Annotated in this window: 15 protein-coding genes and 3 tRNA genes; 13 read left to right on the top strand and 5 right to left on the bottom strand. The window is 70.1% G+C overall.

Annotation, left to right across the window (positions count from 1 at the left end; all coding sequences use genetic code 11):
* Positions 1–177: 177 nt before the first annotated feature.
* Both ddaH and rocD read left to right on the top strand, forming a co-directional pair.
* Positions 178–1,080 (top strand): dimethylargininase, encoded by a 903-nt coding sequence (gene ddaH, locus EDF31_RS01645; protein ID WP_131844955.1) that lies wholly within the window; start codon positions 178–180, stop codon positions 1,078–1,080.
* On the top strand, positions 1,080–2,309 hold the full coding sequence (gene rocD, locus EDF31_RS01640; protein ID WP_131844954.1) for an ornithine--oxo-acid transaminase: 1,230 nt from the start codon (positions 1,080–1,082) through the stop codon (positions 2,307–2,309). The genes ddaH and rocD overlap by 1 nt, the downstream gene beginning before the upstream one ends.
* A 105-nt stretch (positions 2,310–2,414) precedes the next feature.
* Here the strand turns inward: rocD and EDF31_RS01635 are convergent, their stop codons facing one another.
* Positions 2,415–3,407: an SDR family oxidoreductase gene (locus EDF31_RS01635; protein ID WP_131844953.1), complete on the bottom strand. Its 993-nt coding sequence runs from the start codon at positions 3,405–3,407 to the stop codon at positions 2,415–2,417.
* Between the two features lie 378 nt (positions 3,408–3,785).
* Between EDF31_RS01635 and EDF31_RS01630 the strand changes: the two genes are divergently transcribed.
* Positions 3,786–4,796 carry an aldo/keto reductase family protein gene (locus EDF31_RS01630; protein WP_131844952.1) on the top strand — a complete coding sequence of 337 codons (1,011 nt, stop codon included), beginning with the start codon at positions 3,786–3,788 and terminating at the stop codon, positions 4,794–4,796.
* Positions 4,797–4,864: 68 nt separating this feature from the next.
* Here the strand turns inward: EDF31_RS01630 and EDF31_RS01625 are convergent.
* From EDF31_RS01625 to EDF31_RS01615, 3 genes are all read right to left on the bottom strand, one after another.
* Positions 4,865–4,937 (bottom strand) — tRNA-Phe (locus EDF31_RS01625).
* A 1-nt stretch (position 4,938) separates the two neighbouring features.
* Positions 4,939–5,015 (bottom strand) — tRNA-Asp (locus tag EDF31_RS01620).
* A 53-nt stretch (positions 5,016–5,068) separates the two neighbouring features.
* Positions 5,069–5,141: transfer RNA gene (locus EDF31_RS01615), tRNA-Glu, on the bottom strand.
* A 258-nt stretch (positions 5,142–5,399) separates the two neighbouring features.
* Between EDF31_RS01615 and EDF31_RS01610 the strand changes: the two genes are divergently transcribed.
* Complete coding sequence (locus tag EDF31_RS01610) at positions 5,400–6,677, top strand: M23 family metallopeptidase (RefSeq protein WP_131844951.1); 1,278 nt, start codon at positions 5,400–5,402, stop codon at positions 6,675–6,677.
* A gap of 33 nt (positions 6,678–6,710) precedes the next feature.
* Positions 6,711–8,168 (top strand): NlpC/P60 family protein, encoded by a 1,458-nt coding sequence (locus tag EDF31_RS01605; RefSeq protein WP_131844950.1) that lies wholly within the window; start codon positions 6,711–6,713, stop codon positions 8,166–8,168.
* Positions 8,169–8,369: 201 nt separating this feature from the next.
* Here the strand turns inward: EDF31_RS01605 and EDF31_RS01600 are convergent, their stop codons facing one another.
* Entirely contained in the window at positions 8,370–8,861 is a 492-nt protein-coding gene (locus EDF31_RS01600; protein WP_123294540.1) for an inorganic diphosphatase, read from the bottom strand.
* A 64-nt stretch (positions 8,862–8,925) separates the two neighbouring features.
* Here EDF31_RS01600 and tilS point away from each other — a divergent pair, with 64 nt between their 5' ends.
* From tilS to EDF31_RS01560, 8 genes are all read left to right on the top strand, one after another.
* A complete protein-coding gene (tilS, locus tag EDF31_RS01595) occupies positions 8,926–9,945 on the top strand; it encodes a tRNA lysidine(34) synthetase TilS (protein WP_131844949.1) in 1,020 nt (339 codons plus the stop codon).
* Between the two features lie 9 nt (positions 9,946–9,954).
* Positions 9,955–10,506: a hypoxanthine phosphoribosyltransferase gene (hpt, locus tag EDF31_RS01590; protein ID WP_111086933.1), complete on the top strand. Its 552-nt coding sequence runs from the start codon at positions 9,955–9,957 to the stop codon at positions 10,504–10,506.
* Positions 10,507–10,641: 135 nt separating this feature from the next.
* Positions 10,642–12,630, top strand: coding sequence for an ATP-dependent zinc metalloprotease FtsH (gene ftsH / locus EDF31_RS01585; RefSeq protein WP_131844948.1), 1,989 nt, complete (start codon positions 10,642–10,644; stop codon positions 12,628–12,630).
* 9 nt (positions 12,631–12,639) lie between these two features.
* Complete coding sequence (gene folP / locus EDF31_RS01580; protein WP_207896096.1) at positions 12,640–13,506, top strand: dihydropteroate synthase; 867 nt, start codon at positions 12,640–12,642, stop codon at positions 13,504–13,506.
* Entirely contained in the window at positions 13,503–13,892 is a 390-nt protein-coding gene (gene folB / locus EDF31_RS01575) for a dihydroneopterin aldolase (protein ID WP_131844947.1), read from the top strand. Before folP ends, folB begins: the two co-directional genes overlap by 4 nt.
* A complete protein-coding gene (gene folK / locus EDF31_RS01570) occupies positions 13,889–14,446 on the top strand; it encodes a 2-amino-4-hydroxy-6-hydroxymethyldihydropteridine diphosphokinase (RefSeq protein WP_123339201.1) in 558 nt (185 codons plus the stop codon). The genes folB and folK overlap by 4 nt, the downstream gene beginning before the upstream one ends.
* Positions 14,443–14,931: a DUF3180 domain-containing protein gene (locus tag EDF31_RS01565; RefSeq protein WP_131844946.1), complete on the top strand. Its 489-nt coding sequence runs from the start codon at positions 14,443–14,445 to the stop codon at positions 14,929–14,931. The genes folK and EDF31_RS01565 overlap by 4 nt, the downstream gene beginning before the upstream one ends.
* A gap of 27 nt (positions 14,932–14,958) precedes the next feature.
* Positions 14,959–15,480 (top strand): PH domain-containing protein, encoded by a 522-nt coding sequence (locus EDF31_RS01560; RefSeq protein ID WP_131844945.1) that lies wholly within the window; start codon positions 14,959–14,961, stop codon positions 15,478–15,480.
* Positions 15,481–15,482 lie beyond the last annotated feature (2 nt).

Here is a 15,482-nt window from a genome sequence, read left to right as displayed (position 1 = left end):
GGGTGCCACGGCGCTTCGCTCCCGATACTGCACTTGCCGGACGGTCTGTGTCAGGATCGACGTGGCGTCGACCTGGTCCGCTACGGCGAGTGAGCCTGCATCTCGCCGGAGCACCTCTCCTTCGTTCCGTTTCGGTTCCTGGCAGGCTCGGGCCCCGGTCCCTTCTCAGGAGGACTGATGTCGAACACCGCACCCTCGACCACCCACGCACCGGCCCGCACCGCCACCAAGCGGACGATCCTGATGTGCAAGCCGGACTTCTACACGGTGAGCTACCGGATCAACCCGTGGATGCACCCGGAGGAGCCGACCGATACGTCGAAGGCCGTCGCCCAGTGGCAGACGCTCGTCGACGTGTACGAGCAGCTCGGCTTCGACATCTCGTACATCGACCCCATCGACGGCCTGCCGGACATGGTCTACGCGGCCAACGGCGGGTTCGTGCTCGACGGCATCGCCTACGGCGCGAAGTTCCAGTACCCCGAGCGCCAGCCCGAGGGCCCCGCGTACATGGACTGGTTCCGTCAGGCCGGACTGACCGTCGCCGAGCCCGAGCAGACCAACGAGGGCGAGGGTGACTTCCTGCTCATCGGAAACACCATCTTCGCCGGCACCGGCTTCCGGTCGGACAGCACCTCCCACGACGAGCTCGCGACGATCTACGGCCGTGAGGTCGTCACCCTGAAGCTCATCAACCCGAGCTTCTACCACCTCGACACCGCCATCGCCGTGCTCGACCCGGAGCCCGACGCTTCCGGCCGGTCGAACATCGCGTACCTGGAGAGCGCCTTCGACGAGCCGTCGCTGGCGATCCTGCGCGAGCGCTTCCCCGACGCGATCATCGCGACGGAGGAGGACGCCGCGATCCTCGGCCTGAACTCCTACTCCGACGGGTACAACGTCGTGATCGCCGCGCGGGCTGTGCGGTTCGCCGAACAGCTCAGGGAGAAGGGGTACAACCCGATCGGCGTCGACCTGTCCGAGCTGTTGCTCGGCGGTGGCGGCGTGAAGTGCTGCACGCTCGACCTGCACCCGGTCGGCACCGGCAACTCGGTCGCCCGCTCGCTCGGGGTCAGCTGATGTCGGCGGCAGCGTCGCTCGGGGTCAACACCGCGGCGGCGCTCGCCGTCGAGGACCGCGCCCTCGCGCACAACTACAGCCCGCTGCCCGTCGTCATCGCGTCGGGGGCCGGAGCGACCGTCACGGACGTCGACGGCAAGCAGTACCTGGACGGCCTCGCCGCGTACTCCGCGGTGAACTTCGGCCACGGCAACCCGCGGCTGCTCGACGCCGCCCGGGCGCAGCTCGACCGGGTGACGCTGACCAGCCGTGCGTTCGTGAACGACCAGCTCGGGCCGTTCGCCACGGCACTGGCGGCGTTGACGGAGACCGAGATGGTCCTGCCGATGAACACCGGTGCCGAGGCCGTCGAGTCCGCGATCAAGGTGTCCCGCGCCTGGGGCTACCGCGTCAAGGGGGTCCCCGCGGACCGCGCGACGATCATCGTGGCGTCCGGGAACTTCCACGGCCGCACCACCACGATCATCTCGTTCTCGGACGACCCCTCGGCCCGCGATGACTTCGGTCCGTACACCCCGGGGTTCCGCACGGTGCCGTACGGCGACGCCGCTGCCCTGCGCGCAGCGATGGACGAGACCATCGTCGCCGTGCTGCTCGAACCCATCCAGGGCGAGGGCGGCGTGGTCATCCCGCCCGCTTCGTACCTGCCTGCTGTCCGGGAGCTCTGCGACGAGTTCGGCGCGCTGTTCATCGCCGACGAGATCCAGTCCGGCCTCGGACGCACGGGCCACACGCTCGCCGTGCAGCGCGTCGGGGTCCGCCCCGACCTCATCACGCTCGGCAAGGCACTCGGCGGCGGCATCGTGCCGGTGTCCGCGGTCGTCGGCTCGCGCGCTGTCCTGGGGGTGCTGCGTCCCGGTGAGCACGGTTCGACCTTCGGTGGCAACCCGCTCGCCGCTGCCGTCGGCGCCGAGGTCGTGGCGATGCTCGGTGAGGGCACGTTCCAGCAGCGCGCACTCGACGGCGAACCGTTGCTGCGCGGGCTGCTCGACGACCTGCTCGGCAAGGGGGTCGTGTCCCACCGCGTCGCCGGACTCTGGGCAGGGATCGACATCGACCCGGCGCTCGGCACCGGCAAGGAGATCTCGAAGGACCTGGCCGACCGCGGGCTGCTCGTGAAGGACACCCACGGTTCGACGATCCGCTTCGCTCCGCCGCTCGTCGTCACCGACGACGAGCTGCGCACGGCGATCGGCACGCTCGCGTCGGTCCTGTCCGCGCGCGCCTGAGCCGCGCGCTCGGCGCCGCGTGCTCGGCGCCGCGCGCTCGCTTCGTGAGCAGAAATGGTCGGGTCGCCACACGGCACCCGACCATTTCTGCTCACCAAGTGCGGCTCACACCGCCCAGCGCGCCGCCAACTCGTCCATCAGCGCATCGAGGCGCTCGTCGACGACCTGCGCGTCGGGGTTGGCCTCGAACCAGGCGATGACCTCACGCACACCCTGCCGGTAGGGCGTCCGCGGCCGGTACCACGGCACGAGCGACCGGACCTTGCTGTTGTCGAACACCGAGCTGTTGGCCTTGTCGCCGAGGAGCGCCGCACCCCACTCCGGGTCCACGGCGTTGATGGCGTCCGCCGGCACGTGCACGATCTGCAGGTCGGACACCCCCGCCGCCGCCGCGATCTCGTGCGCGATGGCGTTCCACGTCGGCGCCTCGTCGCTCGTGATCGTGAAGGCCTCACCGATCGCCGACGCGTTGTCGAGCAGCCCGGTGAACCCGACCGCGAAGTCACGGCTGTGCGTCAAGGTCCACAACGACGTGCCGTCACCGGTGATGATGATCGGCTTGCCGGCGCGCATCCGCGCCACCGCAGTCCAGCCACCGGTGAGCGGCAGCTTCGTCTCGTCGTAGGTGTGTGACGGCCGCACGATCGTCACCGGGAAGTCCTGCTCCCGGTATGCCTCCATGAGCAGTTCCTCGCACGCGATCTTGTCGCGCGAGTACTGCCAGTACGGGTTCTTCAGCGGCGTCGACTCCGTGATCGGCAGGTGCGTCGCCGGCGTCTGGTACGCCGAGGCCGAGCTGATGAAGACGTACTGCCGCGTCCGTCCCGCGAAGAAGCCGATGTCGGCCTGCACCTGGTCCGGCGTGAAGGCGATCCAGTTCACGACCACGTCGAAGTGGCGGTCGCCGAGTGCGTCCGCCAGGGCGCTGCGGTCCGACACATCGGCCTGGAGGCGCGTCACACCCTCCGGGATCGGCCGGCCCCCGGTGGTCCCCCGGTTCAGGACCGTGACGTCGTGGCCCTGTTCGGTTGCCTCCCGCACACAGGAGGCGCTGATCACGCCGCTCCCGCCGATGAACAACACGCTCGCTCCGGTCATGGATGCTCCCTCGCTCTCCGCGGCACCGCTCCGTGCCGCCACTTCCCTCCGATCCTGCACCTCGGCGGCTTGGCCACGTCGCGGATGCGGTTGGGTTTCCTGGGTCGCACGGCCCTTGAGCGCGCGAGTACTCAACCCGATGAGATGGATCGTCGGAGGGATGAGTCGAAAAAGGTCGTCTGCTGCGTACAGCCATTGGTCGGTCATACCCTGCATGTGCATCGATTCCGAGAAACCTCGGTCATCGCGCGGGCACGGCTAAATCCCGTGGGTCCGAAGCGTGAACTTTGTGAACGCCGCTGTGTCCCGGCATCGACCCGCGGACTACCGTCACGGGTCGAGCCGCACCGACGCGGCCACGACAGGAGTGACACGCACATGGAGTACCGCTACCTCGGCAACTCGGGCCTCAAGGTCTCCGAGATCACCTACGGCAACTGGCTCACCCACGCATCCCAGGTCGAGAACGACGCGGCGATCGCCTGCGTCAAGGCCGCCCTCGAGGTCGGCATCTCGACGTTCGACACCGCCGACGTCTACGCCAACACCGGCGCGGAAACCGTCCTCGGCGAAGCCCTCAAGGGGGAGCGGCGCCAGTCGCTCGAGATCGCCACCAAGGTGTTCGGGCCGACCGGGCCGAAGGGGCACAACGACACGGGGCTGTCCCGCAAGCACATCCTCGAGTCGATCGACGGCTCGCTGACCCGCCTGCAGACCGACTACGTCGACCTGTACCAGGCGCACCGCTTCGACCACGAGACCCCGCTCGAGGAGACGATGCAGGCCTTCGCCGACATCGTGCGCCAGGGCAAGGTCCTGTACGTCGGCGTGAGCGAGTGGACCGCGGAGCAGCTCCGTGCGGGTGCCGCGCTGGCCAAGGACCTCGGGTTCCAGCTCATCTCGAACCAGCCGCAGTACTCGGCGCTGTGGCGGGTCATCGAAGAAGAGGTGGTGCCGACCTCGAAGGAGCTCGGCATCTCGCAGATCGTCTGGTCCCCGATCGCCCAGGGTGTCCTGACCGGCAAGTACAAGCCGGGTCAGCCGCTGCCCGAGGGCTCACGCGCCACCGACGACAAGGGCGGTGCGGACATGATCAAGCGGTTCATGCGCGACGAGGTGCTGTCCTCGGTGCAGGAGCTCGAGCCGATCGCGCAGGAGCTCGACCTGTCAATGGCACAGCTCGCCGTCGCCTGGGTACTGCAGAACGAGAACGTCGCGAGCGCCATCATCGGGGCGTCGCGTCCGGAGCAGGTGCACGACAACGCCGGCGCTGCCGGTGTCACGATCCCGGCGGAGCTGCTCAGCCGGATCGACGATGCCCTCGGTGCCGTGGTCGAGCGTGACCCGGCGAAGACCAACGACAGCAGCCCGAAGACCCGCGAGGCCTAGCGCCGACCCGGGCCAGACGGCTCAGACAACGGAAAAGGCCCCCTGCCGAAGCAGGGGGCCTTCACCGGTGGCTGGACACGGCATCGATCCGTGGACCTTTCGATTTTCAGTCGAACGCTCTACCAACTGAGCTATCCAGCCGTGGCGACCCTGACGGGACTTGAACCCGCGACCTCCGCCGTGACAGGGCGGCACGCTAACCAGCTGCGCTACAGGGCCATGTTGAATTGCTGTGGTGTTGCTCAGTACTACTTGCTCGCTCACTCGGAGAGTGACCCCAACGGGATTCGAACCCGTGCTGCCGCCGTGAAAGGGCGGTGTCCTAGGCCACTAAACGATAGGGCCGCAAGTGGTGCTTCGCGCTACCGATGGACAAGCATACGGATGCCCCCGGAGGTTCGCAAATCGGGCCGCGTTCCCGCGGAATCCCCGGCGTGTCGCGCCCGCCCGGCACCGGGTGTCGAGGTTGCGGTGCGAGCATCGTCGTCGGCTCCACGCCCCTCGTCCGAGGGGCTGTGGGGTTGCGACACCTGTTGTTACTGTTGCGTCTGTTAACAGTGTTACGTGCGTGAGCCTTGCCGCGCTGTTACGAAATCGAGATACATGTCGACCTCACCTTCGCTCTCCCTCCGCAACCGCAGCCGCCTCGTCGCCGCCGCGGTCGCCGTCGCGCTCGCCGGAAGCACCCTCGCGGTCCTCGCCCCGGCGACGTCGGCCAGTGCCGCGAGCTACCCGAGCTGGTCCGAGGTGCAGAAGGCCAAGTCCTCGACGAGTGCCCAGCAGGCGAAGGTCACCGAGATCAAGTCGCTCATCTCGACCCTGAAGTCCGAGGCCGCTGCGAAGCAGAAGGCCGCACAGGCCGCCGGCGAGGCCTACCAGGCGGCACAGAACAAGTACGACGAGGCGACCCTCGAGCAGAAGACGCTCCAGTCCCAGGCGGACGACGCCGAGCAGACCGCCGCACAGTCCGAGGAGCAGGCCGGTCAGCTCGCCGCGCAGCTCGGTCGGGCCAGCGCCAACGACGTGACGACCGACATCCTCACGCACCCCTCGGACTCCGGTGACCTGCTCTACGAGCTCGGCGCCATGTCGAAGCTCAGTGAGCAGGCCGACGGCATCTACTCGCAGGCGTCGCAGGACCGGGGCACCGCGCAGGCGCAGGCCGACAAGGCGGACAAGGCCAAGGCGGCGCTGGGCGACCTCGCCGACGCGGCCCAGTCGAAGATGCAGCAGGCGCAGGGTGCTGCCGACGCGGCGCAGACCGCCGTCGACGCCCAGAACGACAACGAGTCGCGGCTCGAGGCCCAGCTGACGGCCCTCACCACGAAGCAGCGCGGTGTCGAGGCCGACTACCGCAAGGGCGTCGCCGCCGAGAAGGCCCGGCAGGCCCGCATCGCCGCTGCTGCGGCCAAGGCAGCCGCGAAGGCCGCGGCGACGAGCCAGGGTGGTACCGGTGGCGGGACGGCCAACTCTGCTGGGTGGGTCCGTCCGGCCGGCGGCTTCCAGACCAGCGGCTACGGCATCCGCGTCGACCCGTACACGCACTACACGGCACTGCACGCCGGGGTCGACCTCGCTCCCGCCTGCTACGCCCCGATCTACGCGGCCCACGACGGCACCGTGACCTTCGCGGGCAACGGCGGCGGCTACGGCAACGAGGTCATCCTCGACAACGGCGGCGGCATCTCGACGGCCTACGGCCACATCGTCGACGGCGGGATCATGGTCGCCAGCGGCCAGCACGTCACCGCCGGGCAGCAGATCGCCAAGATCGGTTCGACCGGCTGGTCGACCGGGTGCCACCTCCACTTCGAGACCCGGGTCAACGGTGCTGCCGTCGACCCGGTCCCCTTCATGGCAGCGCGGGGGATCTCGGTATGAGCATCAGCGCAGCCGGGATGCGTTGACCCCGCCATGACCCTGTCCGCTCGCTCGTTCTCCTGCGGGATCGCCACCGTCGCCGTGCTCGGCATCGGACTGTCGGTCGTCATCGCCGGACCCGCCCAGGCCGCGCCGTCGGCACCGTCCTGGGACGACGTCAAGGCCGCGAAGTCGGATGCCGCCGACGCGCAGCAGACGGTGGACGAGCTGAGCGACCGGCTGACCTCGCTGCAGGCCGCCGCGGACCGCGCCGGCATCGTCGAGCAGCAGGCCGGGCAGGCGTACGCCCTCGCCGCCTCGCAGCAGCAGGAGGCGAAGGACACCCTCGCCGACCTGTCCGCGCAGTCGAAGCGGGCCAAGGGCAAGGCGGACGACTCCGCGGGCCAAGTGGCCGCGCTCGTCGTCGAGCTGTCCCGCACGGGCGGCGGCGACCTGTCGACGACGATGCTCACGGACGCCTCGGACTCCGGCGACCTGCTCTACCGCGTCGGCACGATGTCGCACCTGTCCGAGCGATCGGCGACGATCCTGGCCCAGGCCCGCTCCGACCAGAAGACCGTGGACTCGCTCGCCGACCAGCAGTCCGTGGCCACGACGGCACTGAGCAAGGCGACCGAGGCGACGAAGACCGCCTTCGCCACCGCCAACGACGTCTCCGCCGACGCCCAGGCCCGGGTGCAGAAGCAGCAGGACCAGCAGGACGAGGTCCTCCGCCAGCTCGCGTACCTCAAGGGCACGAGCGTCGTGACGGAGAGTGCGTACTGGAGTGCGCAGCAGGCCAAGGCGGCCGAGACCGCCCTGGCGGCCCAGACGAGCAGTGGCGGCGCCAGTAGCAACAGTGGCGGCACCGGCACCGGCACCTCCACGAGCCCGAGCACCGGCGGCGGCAGCACGAACGCCAGCCCGGACACCGGATCCGGTTCCGGCTCCGGCAGCGGCACGACCACCCCGTCGCGCCCGAGCACCCCGTCGAAGCCGAGCACGCCGGCGGCTCCCGCTCCCGCGCCCGCCCCGGCTCCCGCCAAGCCGAGCACGCCGACGCCGTCGAAGCCGAGCAACCCGGCGCCCAGCACTCCGGCACCCGCCCCGAGCAGCCCCTCGAAGGCGGCCGGTGCGATCTCGTACGCCCGCGGGCAGCTCGGGAAGCCCTACGTCCTCGGTGGTGCCGGCCCGAGCACCTGGGACTGCTCCGGCCTCGTCATGATGGCCTACAGCTCGCAGGGCATCGCGACCGGCGGCCACAACGTCGTCTGGCAGTACAACTACTTCGGCTCGATCGGCCGTCTCGTGCCGCTCTCGCAGCGCCAGCCCGGCGACATCCTCTTCTACTCGTCGAACGGAACCGCTTCCGGCGGTTACCACGACTCGATCTACACCGGCAACGGGATGATGGTCGAAGCGGCCCGACCGGGCGTCGGTGTGGTCGAGCGGGCGGTCTGGACGCCGAGCCAGCTCCTGCCGTACGTCGCCCGCCCGAGCGGTTCCCTGTAGCCCGCAGCCCGGTCTTTCCCAGAGCGGCTGCGCTAGCAAGCGGGATCGGGCATACCTGCCCGGATCAGAGCACCAGGTACGCCCGTTCCCACCAGGTACGCCCCCGCACCGCCCGTCCCCCGCCCGGCAAAGCAACCCCGGACACAGAACGGCGCCCGCCCTCCGGATGGAGAGCGGGCGCCGTTCTGTGCCAGAGGAGCGTCAGTGACCAGCGGGCACGTAGGCCTTCTGGCCGGCCTGCACGATCGCCTCGGCCTCGGCGGCGTCGCCCCAGCCCTCGGCCTTGACCCACTTGTTCGGCTCGAGGTCCTTGTAGCGCTCGAAGAAGTGCGCGATCTCGGCCTTCGTCTGTTCGTCGACGTCCGAGATGTCCTGGATGTGCGTCCAGCGCGGGTCCTTCGCGGGGACCACGAGGACCTTCTCGTCCTTGCCGGCCTCGTCGCTCATCTTGAAGACGCCGACCGGACGGACCTTGACGCCCACGCCGGGGAACGTCGGGAACTCGAGGAGCAGCAGCGCGTCCACGGGGTCGCCGTCGTCAGCCAGGGTCTTCTCGAAGAAGCCGTAGTCGGTCGGGTAGACGAACGACGTGAACAGCACGCGGTCGAGGTAGACACGACCGGTCTCGTGGTCCACCTCGTACTTGTTGCGGCTGCCCTTGGGGATCTCGACGACGACGTCGTACGCGGCCATGTCTGTACTCCTGGTGTGTCGGTGGGGCTGTCGGTGGTCCCGAGAGCGCGGCTAACGTTACCGGGTGAACTCTCCGCGTCCCCGGCTGGACCCTGCCGTCGCCGAGACCCGCCTGGCGGTCCGCGACCTGCTCGCCACCGCGCTCGACGACGGCGTCGTCACCGCGGGTGACCTCGTGCTGGTCGCGCTGAGCGGCGGACCGGACTCGCTCGCGCTCGCCGCGGCCACCGCGTTCGAGGCGGGCAAGCAGGGGCTCCGAGCCGGGGCAGTGGTCGTCGACCACGCGCTCCAGGCGGGCTCCGAGGCGGTCGCGAGCCGCGCCTCCCGGCAGGCATCCGAGCTGGGTCTGGACCCGGTCGAGGTCCGCAGGGTCGCGGTCGGCTCCGACGGTGGTCCGGAGGGCGCCGCCCGGGAGGCCCGCCACGCGTCGATCGCCGAGGTCGCGTCCGCCACCGGGTCGCCTCTCGTGCTGTTGGGACACACCCTGGACGACCAGGCCGAGACGGTGCTGCTGGGCCTGCTGCGCGGCAGCGGGCCGGACAGCCTGTCGGGCATGCTGCCGCTCGCACGGCGCGACCAGGGGCCGGCCTACGGCCGCCCGCTGCTCACCGTGCGGCGGCACGCGACGCGGCAGGCGTGCGCCGCCGCCGGGTTGGCGCCGTGGCACGACCCGCAGAACGACGACCCCGCCTACGCCCGTGTCCGCGTGCGGAACACCCTCATGCCGGTGCTCGAGCGCGAGCTCGGTGCGGGGGTGCCCGAGGCGCTGGCGCGGACGGCCGACCAGCTGCGCGAGGACTCTGCAGCACTCGACCACTTCGCCGAGGAGATGGCGGAGGACATCGCCGAGCACTCCGAGGCCGGCATCTCCCTGTCCGTCCGGGCGCTCGGGGCGAACCCGCCGGCGCTCCGGCAGCGACTCGTGCGCCTGGCGGTGGCGAGCGAGTTCGGCGTGACGCTGTCGCGCGTGCAGACCCTCGAGGTCTGCCGGCTCGTCACGGACTGGAGCGGACAGGGGCCGATCGACCTGCCGGGCGTCCGGGCGTCGCGATCCGGTGACCGCCTGTCGTTCAGTGCCGGTTAGGCTGGACCGGTGGAACTCTCCGACGTCCAGGCAGACCTGTCCGAAGTCCTCTTCACCCCCGAGCAGATCGACGACAAGCTCGCCGAACTCGCGGCGGTCGTCGACGCCGACTACGCGGGTCGCGACCCCCTGCTCGTCGGTGTCCTGAAGGGTGCCGTCATGGTGATGGCGGACTTCTCGCGCCACCTGAAGATGCAGGCGCGCATGGACTGGATGGCGGTGTCGTCGTACGGCTCCGGCACGAAGTCGTCCGGTGTGGTGCGGATCCTCAAGGACCTCGACACCGACCTGCACGGGCGCGACGTCCTCATCGTCGAGGACATCATCGACTCCGGTCTGACGCTGTCCTGGCTGAAGCAGAACCTGCAGTCCCGCGGTGCCGCGAGCGTCGAGATCGTCGCCCTGCTGCGCAAGCCCGAGGCCGCCAAGGTCGAGGTCGACGTCAAGTACGTGGGCTTCGACATCCCCGACGAGTTCGTGGTCGGCTACGGCCTCGACTACGACGAGCGCTACCGGAACCTGCGCGGTGTCGGCGTCCTGGCGCCGCACGTGTACTCGTAACCCGTCCAGGGGGTACTTGCCTCGGGTTGAGTTCGCCCGCAGAGGACACCCATTCTCGCCACAGAATCGCGGCCGTATGCTGACCTGCACGCAACTTCGGCAGAGAAAGGTGTCGGGCACTCGCGCCCGGATCACATGAACTTCAAGCGCATCTTCCGCGGCCCGTACCTCTACGTGCTGATCGCGCTGGCGGGCATCTTCATCGGCTGGAGCGTCATCAGCCAGGGCAGCACGACCGAGGTCAGCACCCAGAAGGGCCTCGAGCAGCTCGCCGACGGCAAGATCTCGTCCGTCATCGTCAACTCCACCGAGCAGCGGGTCGACATGATCACCCGCGACGGCGACAAGCAGGAGCAGTTCTACTACTCCACGCCCCGTGGCGAAGAGGTCATCCAGGCCGTCAACGACGCCAACCTGCCCAAGGGCTACGACGACCACGTGAACACGGGCAACTGGTTCCTGTCGCTCCTCGGCGTCCTGCTCCCCTTCCTGATCATCGGTGCACTGTTCTGGTTCCTGCTCTCGAGCGCCCAGGGCGGCGGCTCGAAGGTCATGCAGTTCGGCAAGTCGAAGGCCAAGATCAACAACAAGGAGAACCCGCAGGTGTCGTTCGCCGACGTCGCGGGCTCCGACGAGGCGATCGAGGAACTCCACGAGATCAAGGAGTTCCTGAAGGAGCCGGCGAAGTTCCAGGCCGTCGGCGCCAAGATCCCGAAGGGCGTGCTGCTGTACGGCCCTCCCGGAACCGGCAAGACGCTGCTCGCCCGCGCCGTCGCCGGCGAAGCGGGTGTGCCGTTCTACTCGATCTCCGGTTCGGACTTCGTCGAGATGTTCGTCGGTGTCGGTGCGAGCCGTGTCCGTGACCTCTTCGAGCAGGCCAAGGCGAACTCGCCGGCCATCGTCTTCATCGACGAGATCGACGCCGTCGGTCGTCACCGCGGTGCCGGCATCGGCGGCGGCAACGACGAGCGCGAGCAGACGCTCAACCAGCTGCTCGTCGAGATGGACGGCTTCGACGGCAAGACGAACGTCATCCTCATCGCCGCGACGAACCGTCCCGACGTGCTCGACCCCGCGCTCCTGCGTCCGGGCCGCTTCGACCGCCAGATCGGTGTCGACGCCCCGGGCATGGCCGGCCGCAAGCAGATCCTCGAGGTGCACGCGAAGGGCAAGCCGCTCGCCGCGAGCGTCGACCTGGAGCTGCTCGCCCGCAAGACGCCGGGCTTCACCGGCGCCGACCTGGCGAACGTCCTGAACGAGGCCGCGCTGCTCACCGCCCGGTCGAACGCGCAGCTCATCGACAACCGTGCGCTGGACGAGGCCGTCGACCGCGTCATGGCGGGCCCGCAGCGTCGGACCCGGATCATGTCCGACCAGGAACGCCTGATCACCGCGTACCACGAGGGTGGCCACGCCCTGGCGGCAGCGGCGATGCGGCACACCGACCCGGTCACCAAGATCACGATCCTGCCGCGCGGCCGTGCCCTCGGGTACACGATGGTGCTCCCGCTCGAGGACAAGTACTCGGTCACCCGCAACGAGCTGCTCGACCAGCTCACCTACGCCATGGGTGGACGCGTCGCCGAGGAGATCGTGTTCCACGACCCCACCACCGGCGCCTCGAACGACATCGAGAAGGCCACCGGCACCGCCCGCAAGATGGTAACCGAGTACGGCATGAGCCAGGCCGTCGGGTCCGTCAAGCTCGGTTCCGGGTCCAGCGAGCCGTTCGTCGGCCGTGACATGAGCGGCGGGACCGGGCGCGACTACTCGGAGAACATCGCCCAGACCGTCGACGCCGAGACCCGTGCGCTGCTCGAGGCCGCGCACAACGAGGCCTACCAGGTGATCAACGACAACCGCGACATCCTCGACCGCCTGGCCGGTGAGCTCCTCGAGAAGGAGACGCTCGACGCCCCGGAGCTCGTGGAGATCTTCAAGGACGTCCGCAAGCTGCCGGAGCGCCCGCAGTGGCTCTCCAGCGACAAGCGTCCGGTGAGCAACCTGCCCGCGATCGACGTGCCCGGGCAGGCCGCCGCCACCGCAGCGGACCAGTCGGACAGCGAGTCGACCTCGAAGCCCCGTCGTCGCCCCTTCGGCAACCCGGGTATCGCCCCGGCGTAGGGGGCCGGCATGACCGACCTGCCGACGAGACGTGCTCGTCGGCTCGACACCCGCGGCGGTCCGACACCGGACCGCACGCGGGTGTTGGGCATCCTCAACGTGACGCCCGACTCGTTCAGCGACGGCGGGCTGCACCAGGCCTACGACGCCGCCGTGCAGCACGCGCGTGACCTCGTCGCCGCGGGCGCCGACATCATCGACGTCGGTGGGGAGTCGACCCGGCCGGGCTCGGAGCGCGTGCCGGTGCCGGTCGAGCAGGAACGCGTCCTGCCGGTCGTCCGGCAGCTCGTCGCCGAGGGCATCCCGGTGAGCGTCGACACGATGAACGCCTCGACCGCCGAACGGGCCGTTGAACTCGGCGCCGCGATCGTCAACGACGTGTCCGGCGGCCTGGCCGACCCGGACATGGCCCGTGTGGTCGCGTCGACCGGGGTCGGGTTCGTGGTCATGCACTGGCGTGGCCACAGTGACCGGATGTACCGCAACGCCGAGTACGTGCACGCCGTCGACGAGGTCCGTCGCGAGGTCGAGATGCGGGTCGCCGAGCTCATCGTCCTCGGGGTGCGCCAGGAGCAGGTCGTGATCGACCCGGGCCTCGGCTTCGCCAAGCAGGGCGTGCAGAACTGGGAGATCCTGGCCGGGTACGAGCGGTTCGCCTCGATCGGTCTGCCGGTGCTCGTCGCCGCATCACGCAAGCGGTTCCTGGACGGCGTCGGCAGCCCCGAGGGCGCCCCGTCGAAGGACCGCGACCTCGCCACCGCCGCCGTCAGCCTGCTCGCCGCCGAACGCGGCGCGTGGGGGGTGCGCGTGCACGACCCGGCACCGACCCGTGCCGTGCTCGACGTCTGGGACGCCTGGAGGGCAGCTCGCTCGTGAACGACACCATCCGCCTCGTCGGGGTCCGCGCCCGCGGCCACCACGGGGTCTTCGACCACGAACGTGCTGACGGCCAGGACTTCGTTGTCGACGTCGTCGTGGAGCTCGACGCCCGTGCGGCCTCGGGCAGCGACGACCTCGACGCCACCGTGCACTACGGCGTGCTCGCCGAGCAGGTCGTCGCCGAGATCGAACGCGACCCGGTTGACCTGATCGAGACCCTCGCGGAGCGCATCGCGGCCGCGGTGCTCACCCACCGTGCCGCCCTGGCGACCGAGGTCACCGTGCACAAGCCGCAGGCACCCATCACCGTGCCGTTCACCGACGTGTCGATCACCATCCGCCGTGCCCGCGGGGCGACCGTGCCGGACGAGGAAGAAGAGTGAGCCGCGTCGTCGTCGCGCTCGGCGCCAACCTCGGCGACCGGGGGAGCACCCTCCGCGCCGCGGCCCGAGCGGTCGCCGCGCTGCCCGGGGTCCACCCGGTGGCGTCGAGCCACGAGGTCGAGTCGGTCGCCGTCACCCTGGACGGCCGCGACGACACCAAGCCGCGGTACCGCAACGCCGTCGTGGTCGTCGACACCGACCTCGAGCCGCAGGCGTTCCTCGATGCACTGCACGGCATCGAGGACGAGCACGGCCGCACCCGCGACGTCCGCTGGGGTGACCGGACCCTCGACCTCGACGTCGTCGCCGTCGACGACCTGCGCATCGACACCGCCACGCTCACCGTCCCGCACCCCCGTGCCGCTGAGCGCGCGTTCGTGCTCGCACCATGGCTCGACGCCGACCCCGCGGCCGTCCTGCCCGGCGCCGGACCGGTGGCCGACCTGCTCGCCGCCGTGGGGGACGACACCGAGCGCGTCGACGAGCCGCGCCTGTTCGCGGACGTGCCCCGCGCCTCCCGGGCCACCACCGAAGGGAACGTGACCCAGCCGTGAAGCCGACCCGTCCCTCCACCCTGCTCAGCATCGCCGTCGTGACCGCGGTGGCGGGCTTCGCGTTCGACGCGGTGCTCGCGTCGCGACAGTCGCCGACGCTGCTGCTCGCCGTGCCGCTCGGCATCACGCTCGCGTTCATCGGCGTCGCCGTCGTGCTCATGGCGCCTCCCGTCCGCCGGCACGCCCGCGAGGGCGCGGGCCGGCAGCGCCCGGTCGACCCGCTCTACGCCACGCGCGTGGTGGTGCTGGCGAAGGCCTCGAGCATCTGCGGCGTCCTGTTCGGGGGCTTCGCGATCGGGCTGGTCGTGTACCTCCTGACCCGCTCGGTGACGCCTTCGCTAGGCTCGACCCTGCCGAACGTGGTCGCCGTCGGGGGCGGGATCGTGCTGACGGTCTGCGCACTCGTGGCAGAGCGCATGTGCATCGCTCCTCCGGGCGACGACGACGAGCCGGGCGATCCCCGGAACGGCACGACGGCGAACTGACCCGAGCACACCACCAGGAGGCCCGCGATGGCGCGTGAACGACTCGACGAGCCGGGCCTCGGCCTGACCGGCATCGACTGGACCAGGGTGTCCGCGAAGCTCGTGTGGACCGAACTCATCACGACCCTGGTGATCGGCATCGTGGTGACCGCCGGCCTGGTCCTGATCGGGGTCGTCAACGACGGCTTCGGCTCGGGCGCCGGAACGGTATGGCTGCTCATCGGCATCGTGGTGCTCGTCATCACGCTCGTCACCGCGGCGCTGACGCCCCGCCGGGTCCGTGCGATCGGCTACGCCTTGCGCGACGACGACCTGGTGGTCCGCCGCGGCCTGATGTGGCAGCGCTTCACGGCGGTGCCGTACGGGCGCATGCAGCTCGTCGACGTGGCGCGCGGTCCGCTCGACCGGGCGCTCGGCATGAGCGAGCTGAAGTTCGTGACCGCCGCGGCCGCCACGAACGTCCGCATCCCCGGCATCCCCGCGACCGACGCCGACGAACTGCGCGACCGGCTCGTCGAGCTCGCCGAGTCCCGCCGCGCCGGGCTGTAGGG

It is taken from the genome of Curtobacterium sp. PhB142 (genome assembly GCF_004341255.1).
Taxonomy (GTDB): Bacteria; Actinomycetota; Actinomycetes; order Actinomycetales; family Microbacteriaceae; genus Curtobacterium.
The sequence above is the reverse complement of the archived record's forward strand: the minus strand, read 5'-3'. Positions and strand labels throughout refer to the sequence as shown.

Coding starts and splice junctions, on each gene's coding strand:
- ddaH (WP_131844955.1), top strand. CDS start 178: ATGTCGAACACCGCACCCTCGACCACCCACGCACCGGCCCGCACCGCC.
- rocD (WP_131844954.1), top strand. CDS start 1,080: ATGTCGGCGGCAGCGTCGCTCGGGGTCAACACCGCGGCGGCGCTCGCC.
- EDF31_RS01635 (WP_131844953.1), bottom strand. CDS start 3,407: ATGACCGGAGCGAGCGTGTTGTTCATCGGCGGGAGCGGCGTGATCAGC.
- EDF31_RS01630 (WP_131844952.1), top strand. CDS start 3,786: ATGGAGTACCGCTACCTCGGCAACTCGGGCCTCAAGGTCTCCGAGATC.
- EDF31_RS01610 (WP_131844951.1), top strand. CDS start 5,400: ATGTCGACCTCACCTTCGCTCTCCCTCCGCAACCGCAGCCGCCTCGTC.
- EDF31_RS01605 (WP_131844950.1), top strand. CDS start 6,711: ATGACCCTGTCCGCTCGCTCGTTCTCCTGCGGGATCGCCACCGTCGCC.
- EDF31_RS01600 (WP_123294540.1), bottom strand. CDS start 8,861: ATGGCCGCGTACGACGTCGTCGTCGAGATCCCCAAGGGCAGCCGCAAC.
- ftsH (WP_131844948.1), top strand. CDS start 10,642: ATGAACTTCAAGCGCATCTTCCGCGGCCCGTACCTCTACGTGCTGATC.
- folP (WP_207896096.1), top strand. CDS start 12,640: ATGACCGACCTGCCGACGAGACGTGCTCGTCGGCTCGACACCCGCGGC.
- EDF31_RS01560 (WP_131844945.1), top strand. CDS start 14,959: ATGGCGCGTGAACGACTCGACGAGCCGGGCCTCGGCCTGACCGGCATC.